At 48.9% G+C, this 16,948-nt stretch carries 14 protein-coding genes; 4 read left to right on the forward strand and 10 right to left on the reverse strand.

Annotated features, from left to right (window positions below; genetic code table 11):
* Positions 1 to 403, forward strand: a 403-nt coding sequence (locus H3T89_RS09050) for a hypothetical protein (RefSeq protein ID WP_232348574.1), incomplete at its 5' end; no start/stop codon positions are given.
* A gap of 286 nt (positions 404 to 689) precedes the next feature.
* Here H3T89_RS09050 and H3T89_RS08620 read toward each other — a convergent pair.
* Entirely contained in the window at positions 690 to 2,561 is a 1,872-nt protein-coding gene (locus H3T89_RS08620; RefSeq protein WP_198216869.1) for a DUF4012 domain-containing protein, read from the reverse strand.
* Positions 2,562 to 2,739: 178 nt separating this feature from the next.
* Positions 2,740 to 4,452 carry a sugar transferase gene (locus H3T89_RS08625; protein ID WP_198216870.1) on the reverse strand — a complete coding sequence of 571 codons (1,713 nt, stop codon included), beginning with the start codon at positions 4,450 to 4,452 and terminating at the stop codon, positions 2,740 to 2,742.
* Positions 4,453 to 4,921: 469 nt separating this feature from the next.
* Here H3T89_RS08625 and H3T89_RS08630 point away from each other — a divergent pair, with 469 nt between their 5' ends.
* Positions 4,922 to 5,125, forward strand: a complete 204-nt coding sequence (locus H3T89_RS08630) for a hypothetical protein (protein WP_198216871.1) — start codon at positions 4,922 to 4,924, stop codon at positions 5,123 to 5,125.
* Positions 5,126 to 5,529: 404 nt separating this feature from the next.
* Here H3T89_RS08630 and H3T89_RS08635 read toward each other — a convergent pair whose 3' ends face one another.
* From H3T89_RS08635 to H3T89_RS08650, 4 genes are all read right to left on the reverse strand, one after another.
* Positions 5,530 to 6,798 carry a hypothetical protein gene (locus H3T89_RS08635; protein ID WP_198216872.1) on the reverse strand — a complete coding sequence of 423 codons (1,269 nt, stop codon included), beginning with the start codon at positions 6,796 to 6,798 and terminating at the stop codon, positions 5,530 to 5,532.
* Between the two features lie 47 nt (positions 6,799 to 6,845).
* On the reverse strand, positions 6,846 to 7,895 hold the full coding sequence (locus tag H3T89_RS08640; protein WP_052108381.1) for a capsular polysaccharide synthesis protein: 1,050 nt from the start codon (positions 7,893 to 7,895) through the stop codon (positions 6,846 to 6,848).
* 237 nt (positions 7,896 to 8,132) lie between these two features.
* The gene (locus H3T89_RS08645) at positions 8,133 to 9,281 is read right to left on the reverse strand and encodes a glycosyltransferase (RefSeq protein ID WP_198216873.1); all 1,149 of its coding nucleotides are present in this window, start codon (positions 9,279 to 9,281) and stop codon (positions 8,133 to 8,135) included.
* A gap of 18 nt (positions 9,282 to 9,299) precedes the next feature.
* Positions 9,300 to 10,130, reverse strand: a complete 831-nt coding sequence (locus H3T89_RS08650; RefSeq protein ID WP_015022664.1) for a DUF4422 domain-containing protein — start codon at positions 10,128 to 10,130, stop codon at positions 9,300 to 9,302.
* A gap of 258 nt (positions 10,131 to 10,388) precedes the next feature.
* On the opposite strand from H3T89_RS08650, the gene H3T89_RS08655 reads away from it, so the two are divergent.
* Together H3T89_RS08655 and H3T89_RS08660 are read left to right on the forward strand one after the other, a co-directional pair.
* On the forward strand, positions 10,389 to 11,369 hold the full coding sequence (locus H3T89_RS08655; protein WP_015022663.1) for a glycosyltransferase family 2 protein: 981 nt from the start codon (positions 10,389 to 10,391) through the stop codon (positions 11,367 to 11,369).
* 53 nt (positions 11,370 to 11,422) lie between these two features.
* Positions 11,423 to 12,490 carry a glycosyltransferase family 2 protein gene (locus tag H3T89_RS08660; RefSeq protein ID WP_232347275.1) on the forward strand — a complete coding sequence of 356 codons (1,068 nt, stop codon included), beginning with the start codon at positions 11,423 to 11,425 and terminating at the stop codon, positions 12,488 to 12,490.
* Positions 12,491 to 12,494: 4 nt separating this feature from the next.
* Here the strand turns inward: H3T89_RS08660 and H3T89_RS08665 are convergent, their stop codons facing one another.
* The 4 genes from H3T89_RS08665 to H3T89_RS09055 form a co-directional block, all read right to left on the reverse strand.
* A complete protein-coding gene (locus tag H3T89_RS08665) occupies positions 12,495 to 13,253 on the reverse strand; it encodes a WlaTC/HtrL family glycosyltransferase (RefSeq protein WP_198204280.1) in 759 nt (252 codons plus the stop codon).
* 181 nt (positions 13,254 to 13,434) lie between these two features.
* A complete protein-coding gene (locus H3T89_RS08670; RefSeq protein WP_198204281.1) occupies positions 13,435 to 14,967 on the reverse strand; it encodes a lipopolysaccharide biosynthesis protein in 1,533 nt (510 codons plus the stop codon).
* An 18-nt stretch (positions 14,968 to 14,985) separates the two neighbouring features.
* A complete protein-coding gene (locus tag H3T89_RS08675; protein ID WP_198216874.1) occupies positions 14,986 to 16,116 on the reverse strand; it encodes a glycosyltransferase family 4 protein in 1,131 nt (376 codons plus the stop codon).
* A 626-nt stretch (positions 16,117 to 16,742) separates the two neighbouring features.
* On the reverse strand, positions 16,743 to 16,948 hold a 206-nt coding region (locus H3T89_RS09055; RefSeq protein WP_232348575.1), incomplete at its 5' end, for a hypothetical protein.

The following is a 16,948-nucleotide window of genomic DNA, read 5'->3' on the forward strand; positions in this document are numbered from 1 at the left end:
GGTGCTTGCCGCCCGAACCCTTGGTCGGGCCCTTCTTGTCAGCCATGCCTCCAGTGTAAAAGCAGGCAAGAACCAGCAAAACATCCTCTCCTCATTTATGCTGATTGACGCTGCGTCTGACAATCAGAGATTTCGAGGTGGGTGCAGCATCCATGTGCTGAGTAATGCATGGCAGCTTCCGTTTTGTAGTTCCTTGGTCATCACATATGGCGAAGAGCTATGCTGGGTTCCTATTCCTACGCAAACGGTTTTTCGACTGGTTTGGTTGATACACACACCTTTGAAATGTGGATTGTGGCCGAACACTAACTTGATATGGTTATGCCACCTCGGCGATGAGTCTTTGGGAAAACAAAATAACTACTCTAAACCTCCTCCCCCCGAAGAGATCCACGGTGTGTGATTCAGAAGGCGGCGAGGAATCAGGGTTGCGATTGGTTGATGTTTTGCCGTGCCCGGCAGAGGATCAATCAAAGCCCCGATTCGTACAGAAAGTTGCGGGCAATGCCGGTTATCCAGATGTGAAATCCCAGGCCGGGCCGATCGGTTATTTGTGTTCGTTGAAAAACGAGTGCATGGTCACCGCATGTATATGCCCTTAAGTGAATTTGAAGTCAAACAGATGAATCCGAGGGTTCAAAATCCTCCTGCTCTGCAGGCCTGTGGAACTGTGGAATTATACCATGTTCTTACTGCTTATTGCTGCCGGTAAGATCATTGAAAGTGACACCTGGGTCGGCCCAACCCATCGGAGTCTGATCCACGTTCAGGTCCGTCTTGGCTTTTGGTGAGGTGGTGACATCGTACTCATAGACGACAGTTTGACCTGGAGGTATGGAGGCCAGACTGGTATAAAGGTGTTTACCATTGAATACGGCACGTTTAGGCTGCCAGCCCCCACCCTTATACCGGATGTTTGAGATGGATCCTCCTGCGGGTGGATAGAAGAGCATTTTCTCCAAAGCAGTGCCCCTTGAGGTAAAGTTGCTCGATTGGCCCAGTACGTAACTGGTCAAACCGCTCATTTCACTCTGGGTGAGGACATTGGTCATCGAGAATTTGACATGATAAGTTCTGCTTCCGTCCGTTGCAGTTGAGGTGTGTGTGATGTCGGTTTTGCGGTGAAGGTACCAGTCCAGCTTGGAAGGATTGTTCTGATTAAGGTAGATTCCAATTTCCGGTTTCTCTTCGTTATCAGGGGCCTCCTTGGCTAATCCTGAGCCTTGGAAGTACGCGGCCTCATCCGCATGGAACGTATACATGTATAGATGTCGTTGCTCTGCCATTGGCTTAAATAGCTTTGACAGTGCCATGATTTTTTTCGTACTCATCTTCGCGAAGACACCGTTCATGGCTTGTTTCGCAACACCGGCAAATACTGCATCCTGCTCATACACGGGAATTGTTTTATATATGTCATTCATAAAGAATTGTGCAGTATTTTCTCCGGTGAGAATTTGACCGTTGGAAGTCCTGATGTTGCCGCTGATTTTGATTACTTCTTGTATGAATACAGGGTCGATCATGATGACGCCATCAATCTGTCCGGCATATGGAGAGCGTTGCCAGCAAGTATTAACAGCCTTTGCGGTTTGTGAAAAATCAGGATACGCTGTTAAATCTCGAATATCGAAGCCAAAATGCAGAGGCGCTGAAAAAATCCCATCTGGGTCGTCAGTACTTATGACTCCTAGGCGGATAAACTCTGTATTGGGGTGAAAGTCGTTAACTTTAACCATCCCATTATCAGCGTGCATTGAGCCCAAAGAGCCTATAAGGCCTCCACCTGAACGAGATTCCGAAGGTGTTTGAGCTACGATAATATAGGAGCGTGGGCCTTGAATTCCAAGTAACTGCGGGAGAACGTGAACAGCCCGGTTGAGGTTGCTCGTCGTGTCAGCCAAGTAGGAGAATTGCTTTTTTGCCTCGGTGTATACGTTCTGTACTTGTCTGATTCGGGGATAAGGAAGTGATTTAAGCTTTTCAGATTGCGTTTGTATGCTTTTATCAGCCTGTGCGAATCCAGCCCCTGCTGCCGTAAGGGGTCTCAGATTGATTTGTCCATTTCCCTGGTCATATGCAGTATTTACGAGCTGACGAATGGTATCTGATAAAACAGGGAGTGAATCATGTGAGGTGCTATTTACAATCTCGACCATACCCTGAAGGTTCTTTACATCATCGCCGATTCCAGGGATCACAGAGGCTGTGTCCCAAACTCTGCTGTGAGCTAGACGATTGGCAGCCGAAGTTTCGGCCTGTACTTTAGGTATGACTCTAATAGCTGTGTCTGGATCCTGGATTATATTGTCGGCACTCAATCCGGAAATATAGGAAAAGGCGACTTCTTCGTGGTTCTTGATCTGCATGGCGTCACGATAAAATTTGAAGCCGAAGCCTGCTGCTAGTAGTAGAAGCGCCGCGAACACCATGAAAGTGATGAGTAACGTATTGCGCAAGCGGTGAGATTTGTGTTTACGAGCATTCAATTCGTTGCGCATATGCTCAGGTGGTTTGTTATTTGTCCTGGAATGGTTTCCCGAGACGTCTGTTGTAGGCATGTGCACTCCTGCTAGTCGCCACTGTTTGCTGTTTCTCTTCAGGCCTCTAACATCATATAGTTCATAGAATTTGATTTGGTTTGTAGGTATGTAGTTTTTGTGATTTGTGCTTTTATCCACACTCTTCTAAGAGTGCGTGCAGAATCCGGTATTTGGGCTTATGCGTAATTTGGACTGATTAGTAAGAACCAGTGTGACGAAATACGGCCATAATTGTCTTAGCAAGAATTGCCAAATCACCCGTAACGCTCCATTGCTGTATGTAAGAAACATCGAGACGTTCGGCTTCTTCTTGAGAAAGGTCGGAACGACCGGAAACCTGCCAAGGTCCGGTGATCCCTGGCCGTACTAAAAGTCGAGTGGAGTAAAGTGTCCCGTATTCGGCCACTTCATACTCTCGCTGAGGTCTAGGACCGACCAATGACATATCACCTTTCAGGACGTTGAAGAACTGGGGGAATTCATCAATAGAGTACTTCCGTATGAAGTGTCCTACTTTGGTTATCCTTGGATCATTCTCGACTTTGAAAAGAGCACCATATTTTTTTCCGGCTACCTCAGCAAGCTGGGCATCAAATCTGTCTGCGTTAACAAACATGGAACGCAGTTTATAACAACGGAATGGCTTACCGTTGCGACCAATGCGTATTTGTTTGTAGAATGCCGGCCCATGATCCTCAAGTTTGATGGCAATGGCAGCGGGGAGGATTATAAAGGGCGTGAAAACGATGAGAGCGAGGAAGGACCCTATGATGTCCATGGTCCGTTTAACGAAGCGTGTGAGTGATGAATATTGAGGAAGACTGGCAATGAGGATGGGTTGCATGCCTGAATAGTCCAGATCAATGCGGTGACTACTCAAATCCGCGACCGATATGGATACCCCCAGTTCTATGCCTAATGATTCCACGGCTAAGGATAGGGCATGCATGATTTGATTATCGCGGGTAATGACGTCCGTAACAATGACTATTTGTGCACCAAGTCGTTCTGCTGTACGTGGAAAGTGAGAGTTGAAAGCGACAACATGCACATGTGTACAATCTTGCATGCCCTTATTAGGAATCGTTTTTACTTGAGAGTTGGTATCTAAGTCTGGCTGGTGGTATGGAGTAGCTATAACGTCACCGTGTGGTGAATTCGGATCAAGAGCGATCGGGCATACCGCTATAGGTGTATATCCGCTAGCATCGCTGGTTTCAAGGGTGTTGAGCATATTATCTATTCCAGCTTGAGAACCCACTATTATTGCGTCATATTTGCACTTACCCTGCTGACGGTATTGATGTAAAGCGCGGCGCGCCATCCAGCGGGCGAGTACCTCTAAAACACCCGCTATGACGGGCACGATAATCGCAGTAGTTCTTGGCAGATTCATATGGAGCATATATACCAGGCAACTGGTTATTACCATGTCCAATAGAGCGGCGTTAAAAATTTTGGTGTAAAGGCCGTAACCTTCTGACATGACATGTCGGTGGTAGGTTCCGCAAATCAACAGGCTGAATAACCATATCAGGCATTGGATTAGTCCAAAGTAGAAGGCAGGTATATAGTTTTCTATGGTCTTTAAGGATAGTGGCTTAACTAGAAAACTGACCATAAGTGAAACTGACATGACAGCTACGTCTACCGCAATGAGGAAAGCCACGAACCAATATCGCCAATGTGGGGTTCGGCGAAGTTGCTGGATAATGGAATTGGTATTGTCTGTTGAGTCGAACTGCTGGTTGATGAAGCGAAGTGCCTGTGTGGGTGCTGTCTCTAATGGCAAAGAATCGGTAACTACTTCGGGTTTGGATATGGGACTATGACCATAGCTATAAGCTACACTACTGTCGGATTCCGCTTGGACCGCATCATTGCCGGGATCTTGAGCAACGCTGTTCAATCGCTACACCTTCCCAAACATAGACAAATGATATACCGGGTGCTGATATATGTACGTCATTAGTTTACAGCAACTTGTGTTTAATTAACCACAAGTTGGAAAATAGCTATTGTAGTCTACGAAGCTGCAGTAGAAATCCGCCATTCGTGCGGCGTTCAGTCTTGCATCATAGCCTTTTTCTTTAATCTTAGAAAGGTTGCATTCGCGATTATATTGCGGCATCCGCATATAGACTGTTATTATTTGGCTCCATTTTGCAAGCGCTCCTGTCGAGTTAATGGCAGGAACTTCGTAGTTCTCCCGAGGTCGGCTTCTCTGCTGATGACATCCGCGACGATGAGGATCTGTGCGCTCAGACGTTCAACAAGGCATGCAGCAGCAGTCTCATAAGCCAGCGGGCGCCCGCCTCGAAGACGCAGGCGAGCACGTCGCGGCTATGACTGATGTCCGAGGCAGTTGGAGATCCAGCATGCAGACCACGCAGGAGGTGAAAATGACCATCATCAGGGCTGCGTTGAAGATGAGGGTGTTGAGGGCCGTATCCCTCCGACATGACGTGTCGATGGTAAGACCCACAGATGAGCAGGGAGCAAACCATGACAGCGACGTCAACGCTGAGGAGCAGGGCGATGTACAGGTACTGCCATGTGGGTGTTCGGTTCAGCTACCGTAGTTAGGGATGGGGTCCTATGCCATCATCGAACGGAGAATTGTTGAAGGTCAGGGGTTTGCTGGTCCTGTTGTTGGAGTGTTGCCTCTTTGGAGGAGCAGCGTTCGCTCCGTCAAGGATGGATGGTGCACCGGTCTCAGCGCGCTGGGTGCTTCCACTGAGGCTTTTGACCACAGGGATGGACGAAGAGGGATAGGAAACGCGGCGTGCCTGAGAAGTCGCACCTTCCGTCTTCGGCTCGCCCCTTTCAACCATGTAGACTCCTCGGCTGTCCTAGAAGCGAAACGACGATTATCGCCCCAATGCCCTCACTACTGATTCAGCGGACATTGGTATAACATCCCTACCCCTGCTTTGCATGTGAAAGTGAGGATTTCCAGCGGCTCGATGTCAGTGGCCGACAGGTACTATGTCTTGGGCTTCCCGACGCTCTTATATATAGAGGTGCTATGTCTTGGCGTTAAAGCAATGTCGGTAGATCCGTTCTGATGTGATGCGGGCGTTTTCTGCAAGAACACACTGTAAAGAAGGGGCATGATGACGGTGATGCCCAAGGAAAATAGCGCTTCGGTAAAGCCGAACTCCAGGGTGTTGAGGACAAGTACAGCAAGCTTATAATCCGATGCCTTGATGGCTGAGTATATCAGTTTTGTGTACATCACGCCTATTGTGATGGTGACGATGATGCCGCCGATAAAGAGAGCATGCAATATGGCGTTGTCGAGGGCATATCGTTGGACGAAGAATAAGTCATTGTTGGGTGGCGTTGGTCCCCAAATCCGCACTCCGCCCTTCCAGTACTGATTCCAGTACCAGAAACGTCCGGAAAACAAATCTCTTATTGGCGGCGGTATTCTGCTCATGAATATGGCAGAACAGATGCTCAGCAGGGCAAAGAGAGGGTATGCCAGGACCATGAGTTGGCGGACCAGCCTGCTTTTCTTCAGCCCGACTTTCACTATCGGGTTGAAGAGCATCAAGGCGGTCAGGATGAGAAGGGCCTTGCTGGCTGTTTTCAAAAAGACAATAACAAGAAGGGCCAAGCAGTAAGCAGCAGTGATTTTTCGGAATTTGATTTTATCAAGATAGTAAATTCCCATCAGAATGGGCAAGAAGTAGGCAAAGACGTAAGTAGGATAGCCGAAGCCGAAGGCAAGCCTGGGAGCAGAGGGCCGTGCCGCACTTGTCCATACACCGTTATCGTGGAATAAACCGAGGGCATATCCAAGCAGCTGGAAAGAAAATAGTACAAGGCAGCTATAGAAGGTTGATTCGATAATCAGACGGGGCTTTTCCTTGTGCAAGACAAATCCTATTAATCCTGCCAAAATAAAATCTGTCCCGATACTCTTTGTTTTATAGAAAAGGAAAGCCACGCAAAGCAGCATGACATAAATTGCTATGTTGACGACACCGATATCCATGATGTCATGGAATGAAATGGCGAATTTCAGAAGCGAGCAGAGAGCGACAATCCCCAAAGAGATTTCTACAAGCATATTTAATGAAGGATCATGAGAGGATTGAAACCCGATTCGATGTGCCCATATTTTCGTATAGGCAAATATCATTGTGGAAACAATCACAAGGACGCTTGCAAGGGTGCCTGCTGAGACAGCCGTCACGGAAGAAACGCCTTTTTTGCTTTCGCCCTTGCCTCGGAATCGTTGGAACAATGTAGTATTCCTGTGTGGGAAGATCGGTTTCATGTCTTTTAGGACGATCAGTCACTGGATCTTGGCTGAGTCGTCGTGCTGCCGGATGATGGCTGGCCTTGGATATCGCATAAACTACACTCTCCTCTTAGCAGTTGTGCTGATAATGATTCAGCGCCCTGGGAGTTGCGTGCCGGATATGTTGTCCTCCAAGAGAGTTTGTAAATGAATGTGTCATCTGCTCTCCATTCGCTTGACCTTATCCTCATTTCTGAGTCGCAGTCCCGGAGGTATGGTTCGAGCATCTCCACCTGCATGTTGTTATTCGGGATTTCTTTGTATTCTGCTTGGGCCCCTGCCAGTTTCTCCCGGGCAAGTTTGGCCAGATAATAGGTGAGGTAATAATCTATGGGGGTGCTGAATCGGAGCCAATATTGTGTAAGACAAGCAGAAATGAAAGAATATGTGGCTGAGTGTGGATGAGAGGCAATGAAATAAACCTGCCAATCCTTGGCATCGGCTACGCGGTTGGCTAGAGGATAATCATCACGGATTCCTTTGACATTAAATATCGGAAGATTGAATACGAGTTCAGGAATGGGTTTATCGGCAAAAATAGTCGCATCCACCCAGAGACCACCGTGTTGGGCTAGGAGGGTCGTCCTGACGTAATCACTCATGAGCTGTGGGGAAATCAGATCAAGATCGAACTTGTGACGGATTTCTTCTGGAAACGTGCAATATTGCGTATAATTTTGCCTATTCAGGATGATTAATGGATGGTCGGGGGCTTGGCGTCTTATGCTATCCCAGCAGTCCTGGACCGTGGGCGGTGCATTTTTTTCTCCTTGCCACCAGCAGGTCCAAATTGGAGCATTCGGCTGGGCGGTTTTGGATGCGGGTTTAACGGCCTGATATCGCTTCAGGGTAGTACTGAATTGCTTGTCTAGCCAAGCCATGATATAGGCTGTTTTTTTCCTGAGCAAGCGGGATGAGATGGTTTTTCCCGTCATACCGGATAGACGGATATCGATGTATATGCGGACTTCAAGAATCGCATACCCTGGGGAGAAGGTCTTGGCGTGAGACACAAACAGTTTAATTAGTCGAGGCATCATTCCTCCTCCCTCCTGATTGACTATCTGGTGCCATCTTACTCAGTAGATGGCCCAAGGCATCTGGGTACTGCATGACCACGAGTGAGGGATAATGCGCCCAATAGGGAATTGCTGGAAGCTGACCAGAAGATCGCTGATTTTAGTGATACGTCACACCGGCAACCGGTGAATCGAGACTGTTCGGAGACGGTTCTTGGCTGTTGTCCCAGCCACTCCGGTGTTCTGTTGTTTGGGCTCTCATTCACCGTGATACAGCTTTTCCAGTTCCTGGACCATTTGACTTCTGTCGTATCCAATTCGGTAAATCAGTTCCGTTCCGTCCAGGCGGTTCTTCTGTATGCGGGTAAGCGTGTTAATTGTGGTTGCCCATGTCTGAGGATCCAGTGGGAGATATTTGAAATTGGTGAAGGGAATCGTATCTTCATTCCTGAAGCTGTCAGGAATGAGGCACGGCAGGCCTGTTGCCGTGGCCTCGACCACGCTGTTGGTGGGGAATCCTTCAAATTTGCTGGGTATCGTGAATATGTCTAGAGCGTTGAGATAGATTTCCGGATGGCTCGTGCTCTTGCGAATGATGGCAGAATCCTGTAACCCCAGGCTGTTCAGGTTTTCCAACGTCTTCTCGCGGAGTTCGCCGTCCCCGATGAGCAGTAGACAGGCATCCCGGCCTTGGCGCTTGAGCTCTTGCAGTACTGCTACTTGGAAAAGCGGATTCTTCGCTTCGCTTAGACGCCCGTGGGAGCCAAATAGGATCGTACCGTCATTTACGCCGAGCTGCTTGCGTGCTGCACTTCTAATTTCACTGTCATAACGGAATGTGGCCGAGTCGACTCCGTTGTGGATGACTTTGAATGGTTTGTTTCTGAAGAGGAATGCACCAGCGGGTTCGGAACAGGCGAGGTTCGTGGTTGCGTCGTCGGAAAACAAGCGGTAACCCAAATCGTGTGCGGCTCTTTTCGCGATGGTGTGCCCTGAGCTGAGAGAGGTGTTGTGCGAATGTACAATGCGGACCGGTACGCCGGCCTTCCTCGCGATGTGGGCATAGGCAAAGCCCATGCCATTCATGGTGTTGATATGCACAATGTCATAGTGATTCCGGTCCAGTAGTTTGGCCCAATCCTGGCAGCTTCGGCGCAGTCTGGTCACGAGATCCGGCTTTTCCCCTTCAAAGACGACATAACGATGACCGCCATGCTCTCGGATCTGACGATCGAATTGCCTACTCCAGTCATGCGTGCAGAAAATATCAAATCCGTATTGTTCCGGGTCCAAGGCGGTGACTGTGTTCATGATGAATCGTTCGATGCCACCGACACCCCAACCTTCAGAATAATATAGGATTTTCTTTCGCTTGGATCCCCTGTCTTCATGCCCTGTAAGACTCATGATTTATCCCCGGATTTCCTAGAAACTCGATGCATACTTTTTGCCGGTGAATTTTGCCCGTAGAAAGCTGCTTCCCTTTTTGACCCAATTAACAGGCTCAGAGTTTATTATCGGTAGTTCAGTAAACCCATAGCCATTTGTGTAAAGCCAGACGTCAAGCAGCATTTCGCTGATTCTGCCGGGGTACCGGAGATTGAATGCGTCATATCCAGTGTCATCGATGTGATTTTCCAGTTCGGCCAGGATGGGGAACAGCCAGGAGCAGTAATCATCGAGTTTCTTCTTTTCCATAATGAAGATGTTGAACATATGTGCCGTAGTCGAAGCCATCACGTGGTCGAAGGCAGGAAGGTAGCCATGCCATGTCGAATCGATGATCTCCCTTGTTTTATCGAGTTGTATGGCAGGAAAAGTATGAGCATAGTGCGAGTATATGGTTTCAATGAAGTAATTCCGCTTTCGAGGGAGGATGATGTCGACCGACTGGAATAATTCCCTCAACTCGTCTTCCTGCACGACTCGAGATTGCCAGTGATTGGTGGGCATCCTGCCGGCAAGGCTCTTGCTGCCAAGGTATCTACGGTAATGAACCAGTCCTTGATATTGTGAGCCGCAGTTCTTCCAGAGCCAGTATAATCCGGTTAGTTCCGAGTATTCGCCGTTCTTTTCGGAGATGTTGGCGCCAGTATTGTCCTGCGCCCAATCTTCCAAAATATCAGGGTGAAGGGCGGCACCCAGGTGAAGCGGGAGGTAGGGGCTTTTGTTGGGTGCGGGATAGGATTTGTGTGAAACAACCGCCACCGTGATGTCGTTTGCAGGCGATGTATCCCTCCCCGGATGCCTGTTCATGAATCCTCTTTCCTTTACCGGCGGCGAGCGCACTCATGGTCTAAGGATAGAATTATATACTTCCAGATACTATGCCACGGGATTCGGTTCAGAATGAAGGTCTCTGCAATCACAGCAAAAATTCGGTTTACCGGGTGGATTCTGGCTGCGGCATATCTCATGACGCTGTGCAGCTGGGTCGCCGCTTTCAACGGTAGGGATATATACTGACCATCGCGCATTGCTGACGTCCCATGGATTTGTGAGGCAAGAAGAACTATGGATACTCCCGCGGTCTCGATTATCGTGCCGGTCTATAACGTAGTCGGATATTTGGATGCCTGTGTCAGGAGTCTGATGAATCAGACTTACCAGGACATCGAGATTCTGATGGTCGATGATGGATCGACTGACGGCTCGGGTGAGTTATGTGATGACTATGCCGGGACATTCGACAAAATCTCCGTCATCCATGAAGAAAACAGCGGTCCCGGGTATGCAAGGAATGCCGGTATCGTCGCGGCCAAGGGACGTTACCTGCTTTTTGTCGACAGCGACGATGTCCTACTGCCGAAAGCAGTGGAGCGGCTGGTCGCAATAGCGGACACCGGTAAAACGGATTTGGTCTGCTACGATTTCATTGTCCGAAAGGGGAAGGGCGAATCAAGTAGGACAGTTGTGATCCCTGCTGCTTTCCCTACGGTCAAGGAAACAAGCGGCATCCAGTGTCTGCGTTACATATATGAGGGGAGACTAGGCAATTACTCGATGCTGTTCCTCTATAATAGAGAATTCCTTCTCCAAGCAGGGGTTAAGTATCCTGTAAATATTAATGTTCTCGAAGACGCAGTATTCTTGAATGAGCTCCTTCCGAAAGCAAATGTAGTTCGATATTGCCAGGCCAAGTTGTATGTATATAACATAAGGCAGAATGATTCTCTTGGGCAGGGTAAAAACCTGGAAAAGGCAAAGGGCGGATATCGGGCGATCTGCCGGATCTCCGAGAATGCCAAGCGGCTGGGTTTGTACCAGGAATTTAGATTGCATGGAATTGATTTGCTGCTGTTCGTCTACAACCTTGCCGGAGACGGGACAGATGACGAAACGGAGAAACTGTTGGCGCATATCCGTACCAGCTTGTTTTCACTTTCACACGGGCAGATGAAAATAAAACCGACTTTGAAACGAAAGATTCAGCTGCTACTGATCAGATACCGTCTTTACGACCTCTTGGTACATCATCTTTGGCGTTTTGGATAAGCTATGCATGTGGCTGGCGACGGAAGCACGGATATCGGAGCGTGTGCACAATGATGAGGCAAGAGGCGGCACGGTTGAGAATTGAACGAGCTGGCGAGTCTGGCGCTTTTCACACGGTAGGACGGCCGGTGATTACGATTGTCGTACCCGTATACCAGGTAAGCAGTTACCTAGACCGTTGTGTACAGAGTCTTGTAACGCAAACATACAGGGAGTTGAGCATCATTCTGGTAGATGATGGTTCAACTGACGGTTCCGGCGAATTATGCGATCAGTGGGGTGACACAGACACCCGTATACAGGTAATTCATCAGGTGAATAAGGGGTTATCGGCTGCACGTAACCGTGGACTGGCTTCTTGCGAGACCGATTATGTAGCATTTGTTGATAGTGATGACTATGTTGAACCGACGTTTATAGAGTGTCTTTATCGTGCCCTTGCGCATGGTGAAGCCGATATGTCGATGTGCGCTTTCTTGGAGGAAGACGATGAAGGTCACGCGCTGTCGGAGGGGCCGATTTTCCCCCGCAGCGGGGTCGTCACAGGAACCCAATTGATGATTGACGCAGCGAGGCCAGATCACTGGGGCGACATCGTTGCCTGGAACAAACTGTATAGGAGGGAAAAATGGGACGGCATCGCCTACCCGGAAGGAAGGCTCCATGAAGATGAGTTTGTGTTTCATGCGATAGCTTCTGAATGTAAAAAAGTCGCTGTATCTAATGATATTCTCTATCACTATGTCCAAAGAGCGGGCAGCATCATGAAGCAGAAGACTCTTCGAAGCACTGCAGATGCTGCCGTGGCGCTATCTGAACGTCTTGATTTCTATCATTCTGAACACATTGATGCAGCGATTGCCGGCACCTTTGACTCGTTGATAAGTCAATTCATTGCCATCTGCTTGCTGGAGAAAGAAAACAAAGATCTTGAGCAGCCCCAGGCCGAGGTTATTCGGATGGTTTCAAACCAAGCGAAAGCGGTGATGGCGAGGATCGGCACCTGCGGCATGGGGTGGAGGCAGAAGCTGAAAAGAGCTTTCTGCCTTGTTTTCTCCCCTCGCAGATATGCAAGGATGGTTGCCGTTCTTCGCTACCGTAAAAGCTGTGACGGAAGATGATTGATTATTGCGATACTTGGCGTGATAGCCTTTTGAATTCCTGAGACAGATATCTGATACAGGATTTCCGCCATCTCATCCTGTCGGCAAACCCTGGTGCTGGAATGTCGGTGTATAGAGTCCCCTTCCTGGGTTGTTGCGCATCGTTATAATCCAATAATTGTGAGAACCAGTCACTTGGCAAGGCTTCATAATGCTCAGGATCAATGCACAGGCACATGAGCAATACGACTTGGTCGGCATCTATGTAGCCGCAGTTCAGAATATGCAGATATTGCTGGGTCGCATCCTGCTTCAACTGAGAAGCGAAGGAGGTTTTGCACGTAAAACAATCTCCCTGAATATAGGTGTCGGAGGTCTGCAGAAGTTGGGAAATCGGCCTGTCATCAAGCTCACTGAGACTGAAGAGGGAAACCGGCTTCTTAAAACCTGAGTATGACCATGTGGACTCGAAGAATGATTCGTCCTGGTAGAATGTGCCGCCATGGTCGAATCCGAAATCAATCCATGCGAGCCGCTCTGTACTCGCCAAAGTGGCGGCTCGTTCAGGGCAGGAGAACTTGCAGTACGTGATGTAGTCGTATAAAGCATTATTGAATTCGGCCTTCTCCTGGCAGAAAGCATAAGGCAAATAGGCCTTCCCTGTTCGTTCCATCAAATCCAACATGTCGGGGTCGAACTCTCGCGGATCTTCGATTGCTATCACTATTGTGCTGGATGGGGAAAGGGTTTGGCGAAGAGAGCAGATGCGTTCGGCCAACATCGGAGTGGTGAATACAATCAGTCATTTTGGAGCTTTGCCCATCAGGAGAAGTAATACATGTATTGGTCATTGGTTCGTGCGCTTTGGCCCCATAGACCCCTGCCTACCGGAAATAAGCGGTTACCAGAGTGATTCCGTCTTTCATGCCTCTTCCTTCATGCTTGTCGCCCGTAGTATGGATCTACAGCAGTTTTGCCGTGTAGTGTTTGATGATATCCGCCATCCTTGAGCGTTCCTGTTTCCCCAGAAGGACGAAAAAATCAATGCCTGCGGTAATGGACGCATAAAGGAAGCAGGCGGCAAGATATGTTGCCCACCCCATCTCGTGTTTTCCCAATATGATCTGAAGGCCCGAACAACAGCAGCACGCTATGATGCTGGCGACGGTGTACTGCAGATATATGGGATAGAAGGCGGTCCATTTTATCCCAAGCAGCTTCGATGCATATATAGGGACAAACAGGAGGTTCATCAAGAACCCGGTTGCTTGCGGGACAGCGGCGATTGCGTAGACGCCTAAAGAGGTCCAAGCGGCCAATGCGATCGAGCCCAGGGAGGAAACAACACCGCATAGCAGCCAGCAAAGGGAATAAGCGCGTAAATGATTGGTGATGAGGGGTATGTTCTGCAGCGTTGCGGCGACACCAGAAAGAGAAAAGCCGCTCAGGGTCAGCACCATCAGTATGTATATGGTTTTATCGTCTTGATTGGGTTGCCATAACTGGATCAGCCTGTAACCGCTTGTGACCAGCACCACGCCGATTATGTTGGTGAAGAGCCCACTGACTCTCATCCCTACCTTTATCTCTGATATCATCGCATTCTTGTTCTTTTGGGCGAAGAACCGGGTTAGTTCCGGGTAGGTCAAGCTGGCTATCGTACTGATGATGCCTGAAAGAGCATTTGGGATAACTTGGGCGATAGACAGTAGACCCATTGAATGGGCGCTGACCATCAAGTTTGCGATGAGTAAGCTAAGGCCGTCCGACAGTATCTGCTGCAGCTTGATGACGCTGTTCCATATCCCGGAGCTGAGCATGTGTCTGGTCGCTTCGGCAGATACTTCCTTGGTTCGGAATCGTAAATCAGGGGTGAGTAGTTTGGTGTATCGATAATTCAGCCAAGATAGCACCACTGTGCCTAGACAGGTAGCCACTCCGACATAGAAGACCCTGGCCGGGAGCAGTGAGTACAACAGGAACAAGGTCATGACTCTCATGAGAGAATAAGCAATATTGGCTAAACTTGAAAGATAAAGTTGATTCTTCACAAATGTAGCTACGTTCAATACAGTTGTCATCGTTGTTATTATGAAATTCAAGAATATGAATCCGAACAGCAGCTTGACGTCTTTCACTAGTGCAGGGGAAATGTTCACCAGCACTTCCAGTTTCCATATGAGAGGGATTGCAACTGCACTTAGTATTGCCGAGAGTATGAAGTTGGCCGCTAATGTTGAGGAAAAGTACTTGTCGGCTTCCTCCCTCTGCCCCTGGTGGTAGGCGACGGTAATGAACCGTCCCGCAACGGAATTCAGAGCTATGGTCAAGAAAGAAGCATAGTTGATCATATTGTTGGCGAGACCTATAAAACCATAGGCTTCAGTGCCTACATGTGAAACTATATAACTGGAGAGTATAAATCCAATCCCGATGTTAACGGCGAAGTTGATGAGACTGGAAATCAGATTAATTAAAAGCTGTTTATCCTTCATTGGAGGCCGCAATCATAATCAGGACAAGGGGAGCAAAATTCGCCATTTCATGGCTTTGACGAAGGTGTGATAAAAGTTCTCAGGTGTATATCTTCTATATACGAGCCGGCCTGCCTTACTCATAGAAAGTAGCATTTTAGTGTGTCGCTTAAGGTTAGCGATGGCGTGCGCAAGGGACTTTGGCAAGTCGCCGTCTTTCTCCACCGTGATTGCACATTCAGGTTGCGTATATTCCTGCATGCCCCCGGATTTCGTGACGATGAGCGGCAAGCCCGCCGCCATCGCTTCAACACAAGACAGTGGAGCCGCATCTTCCCAAAGCGATGGAACCACCTGTACGTCAGCGGCATACTGATAATCTACGACCTTATCGTGGGGGACATAACCCAGGTACTTTGCGCGCCTTCCCAGGTGTTCGACTGCCGACTGAACCTGATGAGAATATTCAGTGTCGGACGAAGGACCGAAATCGGGACTGCCGATGATCAGCAGTTTGATGCTCCTGTCGTCGGTCAAGGAAACTGCACGGGTCAATTCCAGAAGGCCCTTGACCGGTATGATTCGTCCGCTGCAGAGAACGACGAAATCCGTTGGTGCGAAACCCAGTTTCGCCCTTATGGCAGAGCCGGCATCGCGTGCTTCGCAACTGTCAAGCGTCTTGGTCTCAATTCCGTTCAGGACCACACGGACATCCTGGTCGTGACGGGTCGAGTAGTGCTTCCAAGCCTGAGCCGCGTAATTGCTGACAGCTATAATGCGCTTGTATTGTGAACCTTCGATGATATGGTCGGCACAAAAATGGACATGCAGGTACAAGCGGTCCTTGTAAAGGAATCGTAATGCTGGATATCCCCAGGGGGTCCCGCCTTCGAATACCACTGCATCGAAAGCTATGTCTTTGATCATCCGCAAGGCGCGCATATGGAATAGATCACTGATCTGATACTTCTGTGGGAGTGTATTGGTCAGCTTCCCCAACACTTCGGCACGATGGAACATTTTGGAGAGGGTGCGGCTGGGTGTCGGCACGAAGATGAAGTGCGTGTTGCGGAAGGAGGCGGCAAGACGTTTTGACTCATCGTCGAAACTGGTGACGACGTACAGGTCAAGTTCTCGGAAGACCTCATTCTGTTTGATGAGGGTGGTCACGAGAGTTTCTACGGCCCCTCCCTGGGTGGCCGGTACTGGCAGCAATCCGGGAAGGATCAAGCAGACTCTGTACATAAGAGTAAATCCTATACCTTTGTCGTGATGGAGAGAATTGCTTGCGTCGCCTTTCGCAGCGAACCTTCGGAGTGCCGCCGGATACGCGCATCATACGGCTTTGACCGTGTTACCTGATAAACCTTGAGAAGGCAGGTTTTAAGCGCCGTCCGACCTTCTCCAGCTGCGTGTAAGCCACTTCAAAGAGCTTTCCCGGTTGTTTATCGAGTCGGACCCTCCAAATTGCGCGCCTGGGAATGTCAATGCAAATGCAGGCCAGGAATATCAAAAGGGCGATGCCGACAGACAAGAGAACAGCCCAACCGCTGTCATAGAACTTAGCAATATTAAAAACAGATGCCAGCAGTGTTCTTGTCGTGGGATAATCATGTATGAGATATACCGCGAGGGTGCTTCCTGCTATATAGTTGATTGCCGCACTGACAAAATGCTGATGTGAGGCGATAATCAATGCTCCGAATCCGATTATGATTATCGGCAGTTTGCAGTCGCCGCTCAGGTATTCAATCAGCGATTGGTAGAATGACGCGCCTGTCTTGTAATAGAGGAAATCACAAGCTTATTGAAACTGCTCCGAATATAAGTGTCCCTAATGCGATGAGAAGCCATCCGACGGCGCTGGAGAACTCTGTCATGTGCCATCGATAGTAGGCAATCAATATTATAGAGATAAACCGGATGAGGATCGAGATCTGGGGCGTCAAATCCCTTCCCGCCGATGCCCTGGCTCCTGCTGAGGGCCCCGGCCGGCTGCTCT

Origin of the sequence: Bifidobacterium sp. W8114 (assembly GCF_016101165.1) — a bacterium.
GTDB lineage: Bacteria > Actinomycetota > Actinomycetes > Actinomycetales > Bifidobacteriaceae > Bombiscardovia > Bombiscardovia asteroides.